Annotated in this window: 14 protein-coding genes, 3 tRNA genes and 3 pseudogenes; 9 read left to right on the top strand and 11 right to left on the bottom strand. The window is 70.3% G+C overall.

What is annotated here, in order from left to right; all coding sequences use genetic code 11:
- The first annotated feature begins 409 nt into the window (after positions 1–409).
- The 3 genes from ABT186_RS37080 to dnaG all read left to right on the top strand — a co-directional run bounded on the left by ABT186_RS37080 (position 410) and on the right by dnaG (position 5,213).
- On the top strand, positions 410–1,798 hold the full coding sequence (locus ABT186_RS37080) for a deoxyguanosinetriphosphate triphosphohydrolase (RefSeq protein WP_351928857.1): 1,389 nt from the start codon (positions 410–412) through the stop codon (positions 1,796–1,798).
- Positions 1,799–1,891: 93 nt separating this feature from the next.
- Positions 1,892–3,157: an NAD(P)/FAD-dependent oxidoreductase gene (locus tag ABT186_RS37085; protein ID WP_351234121.1), complete on the top strand. Its 1,266-nt coding sequence runs from the start codon at positions 1,892–1,894 to the stop codon at positions 3,155–3,157.
- A 151-nt stretch (positions 3,158–3,308) separates the two neighbouring features.
- Positions 3,309–5,213 (top strand): DNA primase, encoded by a 1,905-nt coding sequence (gene dnaG / locus ABT186_RS37090; protein ID WP_351231577.1) that lies wholly within the window; start codon positions 3,309–3,311, stop codon positions 5,211–5,213.
- A gap of 4 nt (positions 5,214–5,217) precedes the next feature.
- Here the strand turns inward: dnaG and ABT186_RS37095 are convergent, their stop codons facing one another.
- The 3 genes from ABT186_RS37095 to ABT186_RS37105 all read right to left on the bottom strand — a co-directional run bounded on the left by ABT186_RS37095 (position 5,218) and on the right by ABT186_RS37105 (position 7,185).
- Positions 5,218–5,481, bottom strand: coding sequence for a hypothetical protein (locus tag ABT186_RS37095; RefSeq protein WP_351231579.1), 264 nt, complete (start codon positions 5,479–5,481; stop codon positions 5,218–5,220).
- A 94-nt stretch (positions 5,482–5,575) separates the two neighbouring features.
- Entirely contained in the window at positions 5,576–6,562 is a 987-nt protein-coding gene (locus tag ABT186_RS37100) for a nucleotidyl transferase AbiEii/AbiGii toxin family protein (RefSeq protein ID WP_351231581.1), read from the bottom strand.
- Positions 6,559–7,185 (bottom strand): hypothetical protein, encoded by a 627-nt coding sequence (locus ABT186_RS37105; protein ID WP_351231583.1) that lies wholly within the window; start codon positions 7,183–7,185, stop codon positions 6,559–6,561. The genes ABT186_RS37100 and ABT186_RS37105 overlap by 4 nt, the downstream gene beginning before the upstream one ends.
- Positions 7,186–7,322: 137 nt before the next feature.
- Between ABT186_RS37105 and ABT186_RS37110 the strand changes: the two genes are divergently transcribed.
- Entirely contained in the window at positions 7,323–8,630 is a 1,308-nt protein-coding gene (locus ABT186_RS37110) for an RNA polymerase sigma factor (protein WP_351231585.1), read from the top strand.
- Positions 8,631–8,663: 33 nt separating this feature from the next.
- Here ABT186_RS37110 and ABT186_RS37115 read toward each other — a convergent pair whose 3' ends face one another.
- The 4 genes from ABT186_RS37115 to ABT186_RS37130 all read right to left on the bottom strand — a co-directional run bounded on the left by ABT186_RS37115 (position 8,664) and on the right by ABT186_RS37130 (position 14,441).
- Entirely contained in the window at positions 8,664–10,592 is a 1,929-nt protein-coding gene (locus tag ABT186_RS37115) for an ABC transporter ATP-binding protein (protein WP_351231587.1), read from the bottom strand.
- The gene (locus tag ABT186_RS37120; protein WP_351231589.1) at positions 10,592–12,325 is read right to left on the bottom strand and encodes an ABC transporter ATP-binding protein; all 1,734 of its coding nucleotides are present in this window, start codon (positions 12,323–12,325) and stop codon (positions 10,592–10,594) included. The genes ABT186_RS37115 and ABT186_RS37120 overlap by 1 nt, the downstream gene beginning before the upstream one ends.
- Before the next feature lie 241 nt (positions 12,326–12,566).
- Positions 12,567–14,021, bottom strand: coding sequence for a xylulokinase (locus ABT186_RS37125; RefSeq protein WP_351928859.1), 1,455 nt, complete (start codon positions 14,019–14,021; stop codon positions 12,567–12,569).
- Positions 14,022–14,135: 114 nt separating this feature from the next.
- Complete coding sequence (locus ABT186_RS37130) at positions 14,136–14,441, bottom strand: YtxH domain-containing protein (protein ID WP_351231593.1); 306 nt, start codon at positions 14,439–14,441, stop codon at positions 14,136–14,138.
- Between the two features lie 165 nt (positions 14,442–14,606).
- On the opposite strand from ABT186_RS37130, the gene ABT186_RS37135 reads away from it, so the two are divergent.
- The 3 genes from ABT186_RS37135 (at position 14,607) to ABT186_RS37145 (ending at position 14,998) form a co-directional block, all read left to right on the top strand.
- A tRNA-Asn gene (locus tag ABT186_RS37135) sits at positions 14,607–14,679 on the top strand.
- Between the two features lie 5 nt (positions 14,680–14,684).
- A tRNA-Asn gene (locus tag ABT186_RS37140) sits at positions 14,685–14,757 on the top strand.
- A gap of 167 nt (positions 14,758–14,924) precedes the next feature.
- Positions 14,925–14,998 (top strand) — tRNA-Ile (locus ABT186_RS37145).
- Between the two features lie 401 nt (positions 14,999–15,399).
- Here ABT186_RS37145 and ABT186_RS37150 read toward each other — a convergent pair.
- On the bottom strand, positions 15,400–15,654 hold the full coding sequence (locus ABT186_RS37150; protein ID WP_351928861.1) for a Txe/YoeB family addiction module toxin: 255 nt from the start codon (positions 15,652–15,654) through the stop codon (positions 15,400–15,402).
- Positions 15,651–15,914 (bottom strand): type II toxin-antitoxin system Phd/YefM family antitoxin, encoded by a 264-nt coding sequence (locus ABT186_RS37155; RefSeq protein ID WP_351228691.1) that lies wholly within the window; start codon positions 15,912–15,914, stop codon positions 15,651–15,653. The genes ABT186_RS37150 and ABT186_RS37155 overlap by 4 nt, the downstream gene beginning before the upstream one ends.
- Before the next feature lie 296 nt (positions 15,915–16,210).
- Between ABT186_RS37155 and ABT186_RS37160 the strand changes: the two are divergent.
- Positions 16,211–16,687 (top strand): annotated as a pseudogene (locus tag ABT186_RS37160) (SWIM zinc finger family protein); the annotation flags it as partial.
- Positions 16,687–17,543, top strand: a pseudogene (locus ABT186_RS37165) (MFS transporter); the annotation flags it as partial. The pseudogenes ABT186_RS37160 and ABT186_RS37165, both read left to right, overlap by 1 nt.
- Positions 17,544–17,643: 100 nt before the next feature.
- On the opposite strand, the pseudogene ABT186_RS37170 reads toward ABT186_RS37165, so the two are convergent.
- Positions 17,644–18,199, bottom strand: a pseudogene (locus ABT186_RS37170) (ATP-binding cassette domain-containing protein); the annotation flags it as partial.
- Complete coding sequence (locus ABT186_RS37175; RefSeq protein ID WP_351928863.1) at positions 18,147–18,845, bottom strand: HAD family hydrolase; 699 nt, start codon at positions 18,843–18,845, stop codon at positions 18,147–18,149. The gene ABT186_RS37175 and the pseudogene ABT186_RS37170, both read right to left, overlap by 53 nt.

The raw sequence follows: 18,845 nt of genomic DNA on the forward strand, positions 1-18,845 counted from the left end.
CCCGCCTGGTCCTGCACCGCTACGACCAGGCCGTCGCGGCCGCCGGGACGGCGGCCGCCAGGGCGCTGGCCTCGGCCTGAGCGATCGGCTTCGCGGCGCGAGACGGCCTGGTGGGACGCCCGGACGGCTGCCGGGCGGTGGGGGTGCGCCGTGAGGGTTGTCGCCCCGCCGCCCCTGCCCTTCCGGTCCCTGGGGGCTGCCGCCCCCAGACCCCCGTTTCGGCCTGAACGGCCTCGTCCCCGAACTCCCCCAAGCTCTCGGCTTCCCTCGAGCAGGGCGGACCCCCACGACGGGCTGGAAAACCGACGGTGCCGGCCTGGGCTCTACGCCTGGCTGCGCTGCGGGAAACCCCCGGCCGGAAACGGACGCCGACATCCCGATTGTCACCGGCTGCGTCTACTGTCGGGTCATGGACGGGACTGCACCGAAGGCCTACGAGACGTCCGCGCGGTACGAGAACGGCTCTGCGGGCGCCGCGGCGTACGACGAGACGGCCGTCGAGCGCTGGGCGCCCGAGCCCGACAAACGCCCGGGCCGCACCGCCTTCCAGCGCGACCGCGCGCGGGTGCTGCACTCGGCCGCGCTGCGCCGTCTGGCGGGCAAGACCCAGGTCGTCACCCCGGGCACCCTCCCCCAAGTTCTCGACTCCGCTCGAACAGGGGGGACCCCCGTCGAGGCCTGGGACGCCAGCCCCCGCACCCGGCTCACCCACTCGCTGGAATGCGCCCAGGTCGGCCGTGAGCTGGGCGCCGCCCTCGGCTGCGACCCCGATCTCGTCGAGGCCGCCTGCCTCTCCCACGACCTCGGCCACCCCCCGTTCGGGCACAACGGCGAACAGGCGCTGAACGAGTTCGCGGAGGACTGCGGCGGCTTCGAGGGCAACGCCCAGTCCCTGCGCCTGCTCGCCCGTATCGAGCCCAAGCGGTTCGTCCACTCCGAACAGACGGGCGAGCCCGTCAGCGTGGGTCTGAACCTGACCCGCGCCGCCCTGGACGCCGCCACCAAATACCCCTGGCCGCGCGGCGCCCACCCCACCGACCCCAGGTCCCCGAAGTTCGGGGTCTACGAGGACGACCGCCCCGTCTTCGACTGGGTCCGCAAGGACGCCCCCGGCCACCGCACCTGCTTCGAGGCCCAGGTCATGGACTGGGCCGACGACGTGGCCTACTCGGTGCACGACTTCGAGGACGGCCTGCACGCGGGCCACGTCGACCCGAACTGCCTGCATGCCGAGCCCGAGCGGCAGGCGGTCTTCGCCGTCGCCCGCGGACGGTACGTGCCCGCGGACACCGACCCGGCCGAGCTCGCCGAGGCTCTCGACCGGCTCCTCGTCCAGGAGTGGTGGCCGCGCGGCTACGACGGCTCCGCGGTCGCCCAGGCCCGTCTCAAGGACGCGACCAGCCAGCTCATCGGCCGTTTCTGTCTGGCCGCCGAGGGTGCGACCCGGGCGGCGTACGGCAGCGGTCGCCTGACGCGGTACGCCGCCGAACTCGTCGTACCGGCGAGTGCCCGCATGGAGTGCGCGGTCCTCAAGGCGGTCGCCGACCTGTATGTGATGCAGCGCGCCGAGCAGGAGCGCCTCAGGGCCGACCAGCGGGTCGTCGTCGCCGAGCTGGCAGAGGCGCTCACCGACCGCGCGCCCGACGGGCTGGATCCACAGTTCCGGGCGCTGTACGAGGGGGCGGCCGACGACCGCGTCCGCAAGCGGGTGATCGTCGACCAGATCGCCTCGCTCACGGACGCCTCGGCACGCTCCCTGCACGCGCGACTGAGGGGGGAACCCAAGACCTGGACGTGACCCGGCCTGGCCTGATCGGGGCACTCCCTCTTCCCGCATCACGCTCCGTGCGGGAGGCTCGCATGTGGCGACATCCTTACGAGGAGGCATCAAGTGGTCGACGCGGATCAGACATTCGTCATCGTCGGAGGAGGTCTGGCCGGCGCGAAGGCGGCCGAGACGCTCCGAGCGGAGGGCTTCAGCGGCCGCGTGATACTGATCTGCGACGAACGGGACCATCCCTATGAGCGGCCTCCCCTCTCCAAGGGCTATCTGCTCGGCAAGGAGGAGCGCGACAGCGTCTTCGTGCACGAGCCCGCCTGGTACGCGCAGAACGACGTCGAACTGCACCTAGGCCAGACCGTCGACGCCATCGACCGCGCCGCCAAGACGGTGCGCTTCGGCGACGACGGCACGCTCGTCCACTACGACAAGCTGCTCCTGGTGACCGGCGCCGAGCCCCGCCGCCTGGACATCCCGGGCACGGACCTGGCCGGTGTCCACCATCTGCGCCGGCTGGCCCACGCCGAGCGCCTCAAGGGCGTCCTCACGGCACTCGGCCGGGACAACGGCCACCTCGTGATCGCGGGCGCGGGCTGGATCGGCCTGGAGGTCGCGGCGGCGGCCCGCGAGTACGGCGCGGAGGTCACCGTCATCGAGCCGCTGCCGACGCCGCTGCACGGAGTCCTCGGCCCCGAGCTGGGCAATCTCTTCGCCGAGCTGCATCGCGAGCACGGCGTCCGCTTCCGCTTCGGCGTCCGGCTCACCGAGATCGTCGGCCAGGACGGCATGGTGCTCGCGGCCCGTACCGACGACGGCGAGGAGCACCCCGCGCACGACGTGCTCGCCGCGATCGGGGCGGCACCGCGGGTCGCTCTCGCGGAGGCGGCCGGGCTGGAGCTGGCCGACCGCGCGCACGGGGGCGGCATCGCGGTGGACGCGCGGCTGCGCACGTCCGACCCCGACATCTACGCGGCCGGTGACGTGGCGTCCTTCCCGCATGAGCTGTTCGGCACCCGGCTGCGCGTCGAGCACTGGGCCAACGCGTTGAACGGCGGCCCGGCGGCCGCCCGCTCGATGCTCGGCAGGGAGTTGACGTACGACCGGGTGCCGTACTTCTTCTCCGACCAGTACGACCTGGGGATGGAGTACTCGGGGTGGGCGCCGCCGGGGTCGTACGACGAGGTGGTGATCCGGGGCGATGCCGGGAAGCGGCACTTCATCGCGTTCTGGCTGAAGGAAGGGCGCGTGCTGGCCGGGATGAATGTGAATGTGTGGGACGTCACAGAGCCGATTCAGAAGCTGATCCGGGAGCGGGTCCTTGTGGATCCGGAGGCTCTGGCGGATCCCGGGGTGCCTCTGGAGAGCCTTTCGGCCTAGGCGTCTGCGGGGTTCTCCCGGCGGGCGGGTGCGGGTTGTTCCTGGTTGCCCGCGCCCACGTGGCGGAGCCGCGCAATGTCACAGCCCCGCGCCCCTCCGGGGCGCACTGCCGAGCCCCATGGCTGTCACCGCACCCCCGTAGAATCACCGCGTGGCAGGACGGATCAACGACGAGGACGTGAAGGCGGTACGGGACGCGGTCCCGATCGACTCCGTCGTGTCCGAGTACCTCCAGCTGCGCAACGCGGGCGGCGGGAACCTCAAGGGCCTGTGCCCCTTCCATGACGAGAAGTCGCCGTCCTTCCAGGTCAGCCCGAGCAAGGGGCTCTTCCACTGCTTCGGCTGCCAGGAGGGCGGCGACACCATCACGTTCGTGATGAAGGTCGACCACCTCACCTTCTCGGAGGCGGTCGAGCGCCTGGCCGCCCGGGCGGGCATCACCCTGCGCTACGAGGAGGGCGGGTACAACCCCACCCACCAGCGCGGCGAGCGCATCCGCCTGGTCGAGGCCCACAAGCTCGCCGCCCAGTGGTACGCCGAGCAGCTCGGTGTCAGCCCCGAGGCGGAGACGGGACGGAAGTTCCTGGCCGAGCGCGGCTTCGACCAGGCCGCCGCGGTCCACTTCGGCGTCGGCTACAGCCCCCAGGGCTGGGACCACCTCACCCGGTATCTGCGCGGCAAGGGCTTCTCCGACAAGGAGCTGCTCCTGTCCGGCCTCTCCCAGGAGGGCCGCCGGGGCCCCATCGACCGCTTCCGCGGCCGGCTGATGTGGCCGATCCGCGACATCGGCGGGGACGTGGTGGGCTTCGGCGCGCGCAAGCTGTACGAGGCGGACAACGGCCCGAAGTACCTGAACACCCCTGACACGGCGATCTACAAGAAGTCCCAGGTCCTCTACGGCATCGACCTGGCGAAGAAGGAGATCGCGAAGGCGAGCCGGGCGGTGGTGGTCGAGGGCTACACGGACGTCATGGCCTGCCACCTCGCCGGTGTCACCACGGCCATCGCGACCTGCGGCACGGCCTTCGGCGGCGAGCACATCAAGATCCTGCGCCGGTTGCTGATGGACAATGGATCGGCCCGCGTGATCTTCACCTTCGACGGCGACGCGGCAGGCCAGAAGGCGGCGCTGCGGGCCTTCGAGGACGACCAGAAGTTCGCTGCAGAGACGTACATCGCGATCGCGCCGGACGGCATGGACCCCTGTGAACTGCGCCTGGCCAAGGGCGACGAGGCGGTCGCCGACCTGGCCGAACCCCGTACGCCGCTCTTCGAGTTCGCGCTCCGCCAGATCGTGAGCCGCTACGACCTGGAAACCCCCGCGGGCCGCGCCGCCGCCCTGGACGAGGCGGCCCCGGTCGTCGCCCGTATCAAGAACAGCGGCGCGCAGCACGAGGTCGCGGTCCAGCTCGCGGGCATGCTCGGCATCCTCGACACGCAGTTCGTGGTCAAACGGGTGGCGCAGCTGGCCCGTTGGGCGCGCGACCGGGGCGGCAGGGGACCGGCACCCACCGGACAGCGGCCCCCGCAGCAGTACGACGCCGCCCTGCGTCCCACGGTCTCGGGCCCGGCACTGAACCTCCGCAACCCGGTCTACGCGACCGAGCGCGAGCTGCTCAAACTTGCCCTGCAGCGACCGGAGCTGGTCTCCCCGGCGTTCGACGCGTACGGGGTCGACGAGTTCACCGCGCAGCCGTATGCGGCCGTCCGCGAGGCGATCATTGAGGCGGGCGGCGCCGAGTACGGAGCGCAGGACGCGCAGGAGTACCTGGTCCGCGTCCGCGAGGCGGCCCCCGACGACACGGTCCGTGCCATGGTCACGGAACTGGCGGTCGAGGCGATCCTGCGCAGGACGGTGGATGAGGTGTACGCGGGCACCGTGCTCGTCACGGTCCGCCGCCGCGCGGTGGAACGCCGCGTCCGCGACATCCAGAGCACCCTGACCCGCCTTGGCCCGAACGCGGATCCGGCCCACCTGTCCGCGGTACAGAACGAACTGTGGGTGCTGCAGCAGTACGACCGGACGCTGCGGGAGAGGGGGGCGGCGGCGTTGTAGGGGGCTACTCCTCCGACGCGGGGAGCATGAGGCCGAGGTGCTCCAGAATCGTGGCCTGCCCAGCGGCCAAGGTTCGCAGCATCTTGCCGTGCTCGCCGAGCATCTTGCTGTGCTCGGCCAAGATCTTGCCGTGCTCGACCTGACCCGCTACGAGTGCTCCCAGCAACTCGCTGTGCTGCTGCAGGGTCCTGCCCTGTTCGAGCTGGGTGTCCCTCAGGGCACGGATCAGCTGCATATCGGCCCGCCGCAGCTCCTCGATCTCGCCCATGCTTCCCATCCTGCCCCAGTCAGCGGGTTCCAGTGTCCCCGGCCATCAATCCGATGGTCAAACGAGCTGAGTAACCATCCGGTCACGCACCCATTCACCCTTCGAACGTCGGCCCCACCGCCCGCACCAGCCGTTCCGCGAACTCCCTCTCCCGTTCCGCGAACTGCGGGTACTCGGTCGCAAAGTGGTTCCACTCCACGTAACCGACCGCCTCCGCCACATCGTCCAGAACGACCTTCTCGCGGTACGGGTAGGGCCACTCGCCCGACAGCCGGAACGCCTCGTGCAGCAGCTCGTACGGGAGGGGGTGCCGTTCGGCGAGGAGCACCGCGTCGTACAGATCCTTGCCTTGTGGGTGCATGTCGTTGACGATCCACATGATCTTCCAGGCGAGCGACAGCGCAGGCGTCGCCGCCTGCACGATCGCACCGCCCGGCAGCTCCACCGGTTCGGGCGCCTCGGGCAGCCTCTCGTTGAAGACGAAGTCGAGCTGGACATGGCCGCCGGGCAGACCCGGAGACTCCCATGGCAGGACCATGCGGCGGCCCGGTACCCGCTCGTAGGTCCAGATGTCCTCGATCACCGCGCCGCAGGCCGAGATCCCGACCCCTGGCCCGCGGTCCTCGGCCAGTGCCTGCGCCGCCGTCGCGATCCCGTCGAGCATGCGGTCGGTTCGCCCGTCGTCGATCCGCCAGGTGTGCGGTACGACGACGAAGTCCAGGTCACCCGGCTCGCGGGCGGCCTCGCCGAACCACGTCGACATCAGCATGCTGCCCCGCAGCACCAGCGAGTCGACCCACTCCGAGCCGGCGATCGCGGCCGGCACGAGGTCCAGGGCCCGGCGCCGGGCCATCCGCCAGGCCTCGCCCTTCGCCGGGTCGGTGAACGTGGGGTCGGTCGCCCGGTAGGCGTTCCGGTAATGCTTCAGGGCCGGTTCGAAGACCGGGCGCTGCAGCACGTCGTCCCCCGGCACCGGACGCAGCGTGCGGGGCAGCTGCTCCGCCGTGCGGGTCGCGTCGTCCAGTGGCTCCCTGGGTATCTCGCCGCTCGCCCAGCCGAAGCTCTGCCACGTCCCGGTCATCCCTGCACCCCCTGTTCCACGGTTTCCTCGAGCCAGCCGTCGTCCACCGACACATCACTGTCGTGGAGCACGAACTCCCGCTCCACACAGATCACTTCGAGCCCGGCCAGCTCCGCCAGCAACCGCTCCAGCGCGCGCCCGGCACCCTCCGCGTCCACCCCGCGGCACCGTTGCGTCACAAACCGCTCGTGCCGCCCGTGTCCCCGCACCCGGCGCGCGTTCCACGACAGATGGGCGCCGTGCGGAACGACCCGGGCCGCCAGGGCGGCCAGGTCCGCGTCGGCGTCGAGCAGAAGCTTGACGTGGTGCTCGAAGTACCGTTCACCGCCGCACGGTTCGCGTGGCACCTCGGGCGCCCACGGAGCCGACTCGATCTTGACGCGGACCGGTTCGAAGCCGTCCGCGCGCAGCAGCGCCGTCACTTCCCGTGCCCGCACCGATTCGAGGGCGTACGTCGCGGAACCCGACAGGGTGAGCATCGGCTGGACGGGCATCCGGCCCCGGGCCAGCACGATGTGGGCCAGCTTGAGACCGGCCGCTGCCGCCCAGCGGCGCAGCCGCTCGGAGTCGGCGGCGCTGTCGCAGCGGACCGTGACATGCGTTTCGTACAAGGAAGCGGACACTCGCGGATCGTGCCAGATCAGGCCCGGTGGCGGCACTCGGGTTTCTGTGAGGGTAACCGCCCGGTCACGGACCGGACTCAAAAAGTGGCCGCACGCCCCTCGTGGCGGCGATGTGTCGTACCCCACACTGGGTTGCGGTGCCTGAGTCCTCGGAGCGCGGCCGACCCGCCCACGGCGGGTCCGACACCCCCGCGGTTCCGCTCATTGACTACGGGATGGCCGGCGGGCGGACCGTCGGCCCCATCCCCGACGTACCGCTGCCGCATGCCTCAGCAGCGACATTCCTGGAGGTCGCCCCCGTGCAGACCCAGACCCTCACACAGACCGAGATTCATGTCGACGAGCCGGACGCGGAGACGGACGGCCTTGCGGCCATGCCCCCGCAGAGCCGGCTCGCGCACCACCCCGAGACGGATGCGGAGCCGCAGGGCCCGCCCGAGCCGGCCGATCCCCCTGCCGGCGAGATGGAGACCATCGAGGCCGCCGAGGCGCCCGAGCCCGTCGAATCGCTCCGCGGCCGCGCCGACACCAGCGGCCCCTCCTCGGATCTGTTCCGCCAGTACCTGCGCGAGATCGGCCGGATCCCGCTGCTCACGGCCGCCGAGGAGGTCGAACTCGCCCGCCGCGTCGAAGCCGGCCTGTTCGCCGAGGAGAAACTCGGCAACACCCCCGACCTGGACACCCAACTCGCCCTGGACCTCGACCGGTTGGTGGTCATGGGGCGGATGGCCAAGCGGCGGCTCATCGAGGCCAACCTGCGGCTCGTCGTCTCCGTCGCCAAGCGGTACGTCGGCCGCGGGCTGACCATGCTCGACCTCGTCCAGGAGGGAAACCTCGGCCTGATCAGGGCCGTCGAGAAGTTCGACTACGCCCGCGGGTACAAGTTCTCGACGTACGCGACCTGGTGGATCCGCCAGGCCATGTCCCGCGCCCTGGCCGACCAGGCCCGCACCATCCGCGTCCCGGTCCACGTCGTCGAGCTCATCAACCGCGTCATCCGCGTCCAGCGCCGCATGCTCCAGGAACGCGGCTACGAACCGACCCCGGAAGAGGTCGCCGCACACCTGGACCTGCCCAGCGAGCGGGTCAGCGAGGTGCTGCGGCTCGCCCAGGAGCCCGTCTCGCTGCACGCCCCCGTGGGCGAGGAGGACGACGTGGCCCTCGGCGACCTCATCGAGGACGGCGACGCCACGAGCCCGGTCGAGTCCGCCGCGTTCCTGCTGCTCAGGGAGCACCTGGAGGCGGTCCTGTCGACCCTCGGCGAACGGGAGAGGAAGGTCGTACAGCTGCGGTACGGGCTGGTGGACGGCCGCCCCCGCACGCTGGAGGAGATAGGCCGCATCTTCGGCGTGACCCGCGAACGGATCCGCCAGATCGAGTCGAAGACCCTCAACAAGCTCCGGGACCACGCGTTCGCGGACCAGTTGAGGGGCTATCTGGACTGAAAGGGGGCCGCCCGCGTGGGCGGCCCCAGGGGCTCAGTCGACCTCGGCCACCGCCTGCGCGAACTGCGCCTTGTACAGCCGCGCATAGGCCCCGTCGGCGGCGAGCAGCTCGGTGTGCGACCCCTGTTCGACGATCGCCCCGTTCTCCATCACCAGAATCGTGTCCGCGTCCCGGATCGTCGACAGCCGGTGCGCGATCACGAACGAGGTCCTGCCGTGCGCGAGCTTGGCCATCGCCTTCTGGATCAGGACCTCCGTACGGGTGTCCACCGAACTCGTCGCCTCGTCAAGGACCAGGATCACCGGGTCGGACAGGAACGCCCGCGCGATGGTGATGAGCTGCTTCTCACCCGCACTGACCCCCGTGCCCTCGTCGTCGATCAGGGTGTCGTAGCCGTCCGGCAGCGTACGGATGAACCGGTCCGCGTGCGCCGCCCGCGCGGCCTCCTCGATCTCCCCGCGCGTGACCTCGCGTGCGGCGCCGTACGCGATGTTCTCCGCGATCGTGCCCCCGAACAGCCAGGTGTCCTGGAGCACCATCCCGATCCCGGCCCGCAGTTCGTCCCGGGACATCTTCGCGATGTCGACCCCGTCGAGGGTGATCCGCCCGCCGGAGACCTCGTAGAACCGCATCAGCAGGTTCACGAGCGTCGTCTTCCCCGCTCCCGTCGGGCCGACGATCGCGACCGTGTGCCCCGGCTCCACCTTCAGGGACAGATCCTCGATGAGCGGCTTGTCGGGGTCGTACCGGAACGACACGTTCTCCAGCGCGACCCGTCCCCGCAGCTCCTCGGGCCGCAGCCCCTCCTCGGGGTCCGCCGCCTGCTCCTCCGCGTCCAGCAGATCGAAGACCCGCTCCGCCGAGGCGACACCCGACTGCACGAGGTTCGCCATCGACGCGACCTGCGTCAGCGGCATCGAGAACTGCCGCGAGTACTGGATGAAGGCCTGGACGTCGCCGATCGACAGGGAGCCGGACGCGACGCGGAGGCCACCGACCACGGCCACCAGCACATAGTTCAGGTTCGACACGAACATCATCAGCGGCTGCATCACACCGCTGTTGAACTGCGCCTTGAACCCGGCCTCGTACAGCTTGTCGTTCTGCTCGGCGAACTGCTTGGCCGACTCGTCCTGGCGCCCGAACACCTTCACCAGCGTGTGCCCGGTGTACATCTCCTCGATGTGCGCGTTCAGCTTGCCGGTGGTGCGCCACTGCTGCACGAAGTGCGGCTGCGAGCGCTTGCCGACCCGCGTGGCCACGACGAAGGAGAGAGGTACGGTCACCAGCGCGACCAGCGCCAGCAGCCACGACACCCAGAACATCATCACCAGCACGCCCACGATCGTCAGCAGCGAGTTGATGAGCTGGCCCATCGACTGCTGGAGCGTCTGCTGGATGTTGTCGATGTCGTTGGTCGCGCGGCTGAGCACCTCGCCGCGCTGCCGCTTGTCGAAGTACGACAGCGGAAGCCGTGACAGCTTCGCCTGTACGTCCTCGCGCATGCGGTAGACGGTCTTGTTGATGGCCCGGTTGGAGAGCCGGGTGGCCACCGCCATCAGCAGGCCGGCCAGGACGAACGCGCCGAGCGCGAGCAGCAGGACATGGCCCACGGCGTCGAAGTCGATGCCCTTGCCCGGCGTGAAGTCCGTGCCGGAGAGCATGTCGGCGACGCCGCCCTCACCCCGCTTCCGCATGGACTCGAGGACCTGCTCCTTGCTCACCCCCGACGGCATCTGACGGCCGATGATCCCGGCGAACACCAGGTCGGTCGCCTTGCCGAGGATCTTCGGGCCGATCACGGACAGCCCGACGCTCAGCACACCGCAGGCCAGCATCGCGTACATCAGGCCGCGCTCGGGTTTGAACCGGGCCAGGAGCCGTTTCCCCGACCCCTTGAAGTCCATCGAGCGCTGGTCGGGGCCGCCCCCGGCCATCATGCGTCCCATGGGCCCGGCCATCAGGCTGCCTCCGCTTCCGTGAGCTGGGAGAGCACGATCTCCCGGTAGGTCTCGTTGCCCGCCATCAGCTCGTGGTGGCGGCCGGTGCCGACGACCCGGCCCTCGTCCAGGACCACGATCCGGTCGGCGTCCCGGATGGTCGCCACGCGCTGGGCGACGATCACGACGGTCGCCTCGGCGGTCTCCTGGGTGAGCGCCGCGCGCAGCGCCGCGTCGGTCGCGTAGTCGAGGGCGGAGAAGGAGTCGTCGAAGAGGTAGATCTCCGGGCGCTGGACGAGGGTGCGGGCGATCGCGAGGCGCTGCCGCTGGCCGCCGGAGACGTTGGTGCCGCCCTGCGCGATGGGGGAGTCGAGGCCGTTCTCCAGCGCCTCGACGAACCCCTTGGCCTGCGCCACCTCCAGCGCGTGCCACAGCTCCTCGTCGGTGGCGTCCGGATTGCCGTACCGCAGGTTGGTGGCGACGGTGCCCGCGAACAGGTACGGCTTCTGCGGGACGAGCCCGACCGTCTTCGCCAGCAGTCTCTGGTCGATCTCCTGGACGTTCGCGCCGTTCACGAGCACCTCGCCCTCGGTGGCGTCGAAGAGGCGCGGGATCAGCCCCAGCAGGGTCGACTTGCCGCTGCCGGTGGAACCGATGACGGCCGTGGTCTCGCCGGGCCGCGCCACCAGGTCGATGGCCTTGAGGACCGGCTCCTCGGCACCCGGGTAGCGGAATCCGGCGCCACGGATCTCCAGGTGCCCGTGGCTCCGCAGCTCCATGACGGGCGCGGTGGGCGGCACGACGCTGGACTCGGTGCCGAGCACCTCCTGGATGCGCTCGGCGCACACCTCCGCGCGCGGCACCTGCATGAACATGAAGGTGGCCATCATGACGGACATCACGATCTGCATGAGGTAGGCGAGGAACGCGGTGAGGTCGCCGATCTGCATGCCGCCGCTGTCGATGCGGTGCGCGCCGAACCAGACCACGGCGATCGACGAGAGGTTCACCACGGTCATCACCATGGGGAACATCAGCGCCAGGGTGCGGCCTGTGCCGAGGGACACCTCGGTGAGGTCGGTGTTCGCACCCCGGAAGCGGTCCTTCTCGTAGTCGTCGCGGATGAAGGCGCGGATGACCCGGTTGCCGGAGATCTGCTCGCGCAGCACCCGGTTCACCGTGTCGAGCCGGGTCTGCATGCTGCGGAACAGGGGCCGCAGCCGACGCACGATCAGCGTCACGCAGATGGCGAGCACCGGCACCACGGCGACCAGGACGCCGGACAGCGGAACGTCGAGGCCGAGCGCCATGACGATGCCGCCCACGCACATGATCGGCGCCGACACCATCAGGGTGAACGTCATCAGGGCAAGCATCTGCACCTGCTGCACGTCGTTCGTGGTGCGGGTGATCAGGGACGGGGCCCCGAAGTGGCCCACCTCACGTGAGGAGAACGACTGGACCCGGTCGAAGACGCCGGCCCGCATGTCCCGTCCGATGGCCGACGCCGTACGGGCGCCGAAGTAGACGGCGCCCATGTTGCAGACGACCTGGCCCAGCGAGACCGCGATCATCAGGGCGCCGAAGGTCAGGATGTAACCCGTGTCCCCCTTCACCACTCCGTGGTCGATGATGTGCGCGTTGAGGGTGGGCAGATAGAGCGTGGCGCAGGTCTGCAGGAACTGCAGCAGCACCAGCAGGACGATGGGTTTCTTGTACGGGCCCAGATGGGCCCTCAGAAGTCGTATGAGCACGCGAGGTCTCTCGGAGTCGTCGACGGCAGGGCGGTCGGTGATGCACCACCCCCTATCGTCGGACACTCCACCGGTGTTACCTCAACCGATTAAGCCGACAACCGGGCGGGTACTGAGCCGGTTTCAGCTTTTTTCGGTCCGGAGACGTAGGCCGATGGGGTGCGGCAGACCTCGTACCCCTCGTACCGGGCAGACCCGCACGCGTACGACTCCATGTGAGCCGTACGACAGGGCGGGCGCCCTACGACCGGAAGGCCCCCGGATGCGTCTGCTCGCGTACCGACACGTACTGCTGGCGCACTGCCTGGCCCACCGCCAGCTCCTCGCCCGGCTCCAGGACCTGGGCGACCGCGCCCTGCCAGACGAGCGGGGTGCGTGGGTCGAGGGTGCCCTGGGACACGCCGAGCGACCAGGCCGCCTGCCGGGCCGCGCCGATCGCCGCGTAGTCGGCGGGCTGTGGCACCACGACCTGCACGCCGAACAGCGCGGGCGCCGCCGCCTGCACGGCGGGCAGCTCCGCGGCGGCGCCCAGCAGGAAGATCCGCCGTACGTCGACCCCGCGCCCGCGCAGTACGTCCAGAGCGTCCGCGAGTCCGCACAGCATGCCCTCGAACGCGGCCCGCGCGAGGTGTTCGGGCTTCATCGACTCGCGCCGCAGCCCCGACAGGGTGCCCGCGGTGTGCGGCAGGTTCGGGGTCCGCTCGCCCTCCAGGTAGGGCAGCAGGACGAGCCCGTGCGAGCCGGGCGTCGACTTCATGGCGAGCTCCGACAGGGACTCCAGATCGGGCAGGCTGAGCAGTTCGGCGGTGCCGCGCAGGGTGCGCACCGCGTTGAGCGTGGTCACCACCGGCAGGTGCATGCCCGTGGCGTCGGCGAGCGAGGTGATCATCCCGGTCGAGTCGACCAGCGCCTCGGGGTGTACGGCCATCACGGACCCGGAGGCGCCCAGCGAGACGACCGCGTCGCCCAGCCCGATGCCCAGGCCCAGAGCAGCGGCCATGGTCTCTCCGGTGCCGGCGGAGATCAGCAGCCCCTCCGGTGTCGTACCCGCCGCCTCGGACGGGCCGAGCACCTCGGGCACCATGGCCTGGTGCCCGAGCGCCAGCTCGACGAGGTCGGTGCGGTACGTGCCGGTCGCCGCCGACCAGTACCCGGTGCCCGAGGCACCGCCGCGGTCGGTGGTCCTTCTCACAGGCCGCCCCAGCAGCTGCCACACCAGCCAGTCGTGGGCCTGCATGAGCACGGCGGTGCGCCGCGCGTTGTCGGGTTCGGTCTTGGCGAGCCAGCGCAGCTTGGTCACGGGCTGGGCTGCCTGCGGTACGCAGCCGACGGCCTCCGCCCAGGCCTGCCGGCCGCCGAGCGCGTCGATGAGGTCGGCCGCCGCGACCTGCGCCCGCTTGTCGCCGCCGACCATGGCTGGCCGCACGGTGGCGCCCTGGCTGTCGAGCGGGATCAGCGCGTTCTGCTGCGACGACACGCCGATGGCCTGCACCCCTTCGAGGAGCCCGCCGCCGGCGGCTTCCCCCAGCGACAGCAGCCAGGCCTGCGGGTCGACGTCGGAGGGACGGCCGCCACCCTCGGGGCTCTCCACCGGATGCGATGCATACCCCTGCCTGAGCACGGCCCCCGTGTCCGTGTCACAGACGACGATGCGAGTGAAATCGGGCGAACTGTCCAACCCGGCGACTATCCCCATGCCGGAAATTCTGCCGCACCGAGAGGGGTGGCCGTGTCGTCCTTCTGGCCCGCCACGGCTCTCCCCGGACGGCGGACGCCGGCGATCTCCCTCCGGTTCCGGCATCCGCGGTGGTCAGGTGTTGCTGGTGCCCCAGTCGTCCTCACCGCTGCCGTTCGCGTTCCGTTCACGCAGCGAGCGCACGCGGGCGGCGACCGAATCGGGCACGCGGTCACCGACCCTGTCGCTCACCACGTGGAAGGCCCGGCCGGCGATCTCGCGCCCCTGGTGGGCGGCGGTCTCGGCGGTGTTGCGCACGGCGGGGTTCTGCGCGACCTGGCGGGCTGATTTCTTCAGCTGCTCATAACGTTCACGCCCGGCGCGCGTGCCCAGCACGTAACCCAGAGCCAGCCCGGCGACGAACGTGAGCCGATAGCGCATGGCGGCCACCCTTCCCTTGCGTCTGCGTCGTCCCTTGCGTGGGCATCGGTCACGGGGGGGAACCGATTGGCGGAGCACCCCCCTGCTTGCGCTAATGTATGTGTCGCAGCGAGCGCGCGCCCTCTGGCGAATACCCAGGTAGGTGCGTTCGATGCAACGAGGCATTCCTCCGTAGCTCAATTGGCAGAGCAGCCGGCTGTTAACCGGCAGGTTACTGGTTCGAGTCCAGTCGGGGGAGCTCGGTCCTCCGTAGCTCAATTGGCAGAGCAGCCGGCTGTTAACCGGCAGGTTACTGGTTCGAGTCCAGTCGGGGGAGCATGCTGAACGAGGACCCTCCGGGGTCCTTTTTCATGTCCGCCGGAACCGCCGCGCCCATGGCGGAGTCCTCAAGGTCATGTGTAGCCGACCATCCGAAGCAGGAGATCGTATGAGCGGCTATGCTGCGGCAGACGGCGCGCACAAATGTGCGCGACGCGCCGTAACGGGGCGGTAGCTCAGCCGGTTAGAGCAGCGGACTCATAATCCGTCGGCCGTGGGTTCGAGTCCCACCCGCCCCACCCCAAGGTTCTCCCAGAGAACCGTTTCTACCTGCGGATACGCGAGAGCGGGGGCACCACTCCAGGGTGGGGACCCCCGTTCATTCGTTCAGTCCAAGATCCAGGGGACGTGCAGGGGACACGGTCAGGCGACATGCGAGTCATAGCCGGAATTGGTCGTATCGCCTGATTGGCGCCGTGGGTTGAAGGCGTCGAGCGAGGCCTCGGCTCTGGGCTGCCTCTTCCGTACGCCGGGGCGCCGCAGTTCCGGGGCGGGCATATCGGCGGTCGGCGTGTTCGCACTGGAGCGCCCGCACTCGGCTGCCGGCTCGGCCCACCGCTACGAACGGGACGAGCGGTTGGGTGCTCTCCGTCGGCGGCGTCGCCACGGTTTTGGGCCGGTGATGGTTCTTCGGACCGAGTCAGTAGTGGTATCGAGCCTGGATGATGATCAACTCATCGTCGGTCGGCTTGTACACGAGTCGGTGCGTGTCGTCGATTCTCCGAGACCAGTAGCCCGGGAGGTCACCCTTCAGGGGCTCCGGCTTGCCGATGCCCTTGAATGGATCGCGCATGGTGTCGTCGATCAGCTTGTTGATGCGCTTGACCATCTTGTGGTCGCTCTCGGCCCAGTAGGTGTAGTCCTCCCAGGCGTGGGACGTGAACGAGATCTTCACGCACGCTCCGCGTCGGGGTCGATCAGCGCGCGATTCTGGGCCTTGCCGGCCTCCGCCTCGGCGATGGAGTCGAGCAGGCGGCGGGCGTTCTTGGGGGAGCGCAGGAGGTGCACTGTCTCGGTCCAAGAGCTGAAGTCCTCTTCGGACATGAGGACGGCGTTCCCCTTGCGGGAAGTGATGTGAACCGGAGCGTGATCCTCGTTGACCTGCTCGATCAGCGGGAACAGGTTCTGACGCGCCTCGCTGGCGGTGATGGACATGCTTGCTGTCCCCTCTCTCGACTTGTACAAGATATAGTACGAGTCTTGATCGTGTCCACAGATCCCGGCGTGTCCGCTGGAGTGGTGTATCGAAGGCCACTCGGTGGTCTCGTTTGCGGCTAGTCAGTGGGTTCGGTGGGCAGGGCGGCCTGTCTCGCCGTTTTCTGTCCCGATCGGGTAGAGGCGGCCCTTGGTCGGCAAGGTCAAGTCCCATGTAGCGGGGGCCTCCACCCACTCCTCGTGCAGCTCGGTCGGCACCGCGCCTTCCGCGGTTGAATACCGGTGTGGCACGGAAAGTGGTGGGATTCGATGAGGGCGATCTGAGGGCGCTGGCCGGGGCTCGGTCCTTCGAGCGGGGGCTGGGGTATCTGGACGCGGTGAGCGGTCTGGAGGTGGGGGAGGGCTCGGTCACCGCCGTGGTGCACGGTACGGATGTCTACGAGGTGGAGCTCACCCTCGGCGGCGAGGAGGGGATCTCGGGATGGTGCGACTGCCCGTACGGACGGGAGGCCAACTTCTGCAAGCACTGGGTGGCGGTCGGGCTGACGGTGCTGCGGCGGGCGAAGGCGATCCCGCATCAGCAAGCCGCAGCACGGGCGCGGTCTTCCGTCTTGGAGGTGTGGCTTTCGGCGCTGTCACGTGACGAACTCCTGGCGCTGGTGCGGGAGCAGGTCGCTGAGGACCGGGAACTACGCCGGCGTTTGGAGCTGCGGGCAGCCACTGCTCGTTCCGACCTCGGTACGGTCCGGGATCGGATCATCGCCCTGATCGATTCGCCGCGCCCGCCCACCGCGCCCGCGCCGTCTCCACCGTCCTGGTCGCCACCACGCTGGGCGGAGTCGTCGGCCCCAACCTCGCCGCGCCGACCGGCCACCTCGCCGACAGCCTCGGCATCCCCACCCTGGCCGGGCCGTTCCTGCTCTCCGGCGCCGCCTACGCGCTGGCCGCCCTCGTCCTGGCCGTCTGGCTGCGCCCCGACCCCCTGCTGTTCGCCCGCAGCCTCGACCTCCGGCAGCCGATGGAGGTCGAGGCTGCGAAGACTCGCGGGCCAGGGCTGATACCGGGCGCGCTGACGATGATCCTCACCCAGCTCGTCATGACCGCCGTGATGACGATGGCCCCGGTGCACATGCACGACCACGGCCATGGCACCGCGGCCTCCGGCCTCGTCATCGCCATCCACGTCGGCGCCATGTATCTGCCCTCACCGCTGACCGGCTGGCTCGTCGACTTCCCCCACGCTCGGCTTCGCTCGCGCGGGGGACCCCCATCGGCCCCAAAGCAGTTGCCGCCGCATCCGGCCTCACCCTTCTGACCGCCGGAATCACCGCCGCCGCGGCGCCCGCCGACTCCGTTGCTCTGCTCGCTCTCGCGCTCGCCCTGCTGGGGCTGGGCTGGAACCTCGGCCTCGTCTCCGGCACCGCGATGATCACCAACGCCGTGCCGCCGGCGACCCGGGCCAAGGCCCAGGGCATGGTCGACGTCTCCATCGCCATCGCGGGCGCCACCGGCGGCCTCACCTCCGGCCTCGTCGTCTCCGCCGCCGGCTACCCCGTCTTCGCCCTCACCGGCGGCGTCGTGGCCCTGGTGGTCCTCCCGGCGATCGCTGCCACCGCGAGCAGCCGGTGAGTGGACCACCCCGCTCGCCGTGCGAGCGCGGGGTGCGCTCACCGAGCTGAGAAATCGCAGGTTACGTGCGGCGGAACGGACCACTCGCATCGACAACACGGTCGGCGCCCTCGTCGTACAGAACCAGTGGGACCCCCAACTTCGGCAGATGCCCGTCCGTGAGGTAGGCGTCGACAGTGCGGTAGAGGCTCGACACGTCGGGCAACTCCCGGTGCAGCCGGGCGAGTGTGCCGGTCATCTCAAGGGCCGCGGCCACCCGTTCGCGGACCTCGCCCTTCGCGGTCCTGCGGGCCTTGAGGCCGAAGGCCACGTTGTCCTCGACCCGCATGTGCGGGAAGAGCGCGTACTGCTGGACGACCATCCCGATGCCCCGCCGGTGCGGCGGCAGGTCGGTGACGTCCCGGTCGCCGCGAAAGACCCGCCCGGCCACGGGCCGTACGAACCCGGCGACCGCCCGCAGCGCGGTGGTCTTGCCGGAGCCGGACGGCCCGAGCAGCGCCATCACCTCGCCCGGGCTCGACGGTCAGGTCGAGGGATTCGAGAGCGGCGCTGCCGACGTTGCCGCCGCAGGCGACCGTGACGGAGTCGAAGCGGATGCCCGTCTCACAGAACTCCCCTGAGCAGCAAGGGCAGTTCGGTGACGGAGTCGAGCACATGGGTCGCGCCTGCCGCGTCGAACTCGGCGTCGCCATGCGCCCCGGTGCGCACCCCGGCGACCAGGCCGGCCCCGGCGCGCACACCGCTGAGCACGTCGTAGGAGGTGTCGCCGGCGACGGCCACCTGCCGTACGTCGTCGGCCGCCTTCGTCCGGACGAAGGCTTCGAGCACCATGTCGGGGAAGGGCCGCCCGCGCCCGCCGGCGTCGGCCGGGCACAGGGTCACCGGGACGAGGCCCCGCCAGCCGAGCGCGCCGAGGACGGCGTCCTGGGTGACGCGGGCGAAGCCGGTGGTCAGGACGACGGTGCGGCCGTCGGCCTGCAGTTGTTCGATGGCCTCGCGGGCGCCGGGGACCGGGGCGATCAGGCCGCCGTCGACGAGTTCGCCGTACGCCTTCTCGAAGGCGGTGTTGGCGCGCCGGGCGAGGTCCTCGGCGCCGAAGAGGTGCCGGAAGACGGAGATCTTGGACTCGCCCATGGTGGCGCGGACGTGGTCGAGCTTCTCGGCGTGGTCCGCGGAGCCGGGCGCCACACCCATCTCGGCCGCGGCCGCTTCGAAGGCGCGCTCGACAAGGCCGCCGTCGGCGACGGTGGTGCCGGCCATGTCCAGGACGACGAGGCGGATGTCCTCAAAGGTCGAAGTCAT

The organism is Streptomyces sp. NPDC001634 (assembly GCF_040298185.1).
GTDB lineage: Bacteria > Actinomycetota > Actinomycetes > Streptomycetales > Streptomycetaceae > Streptomyces.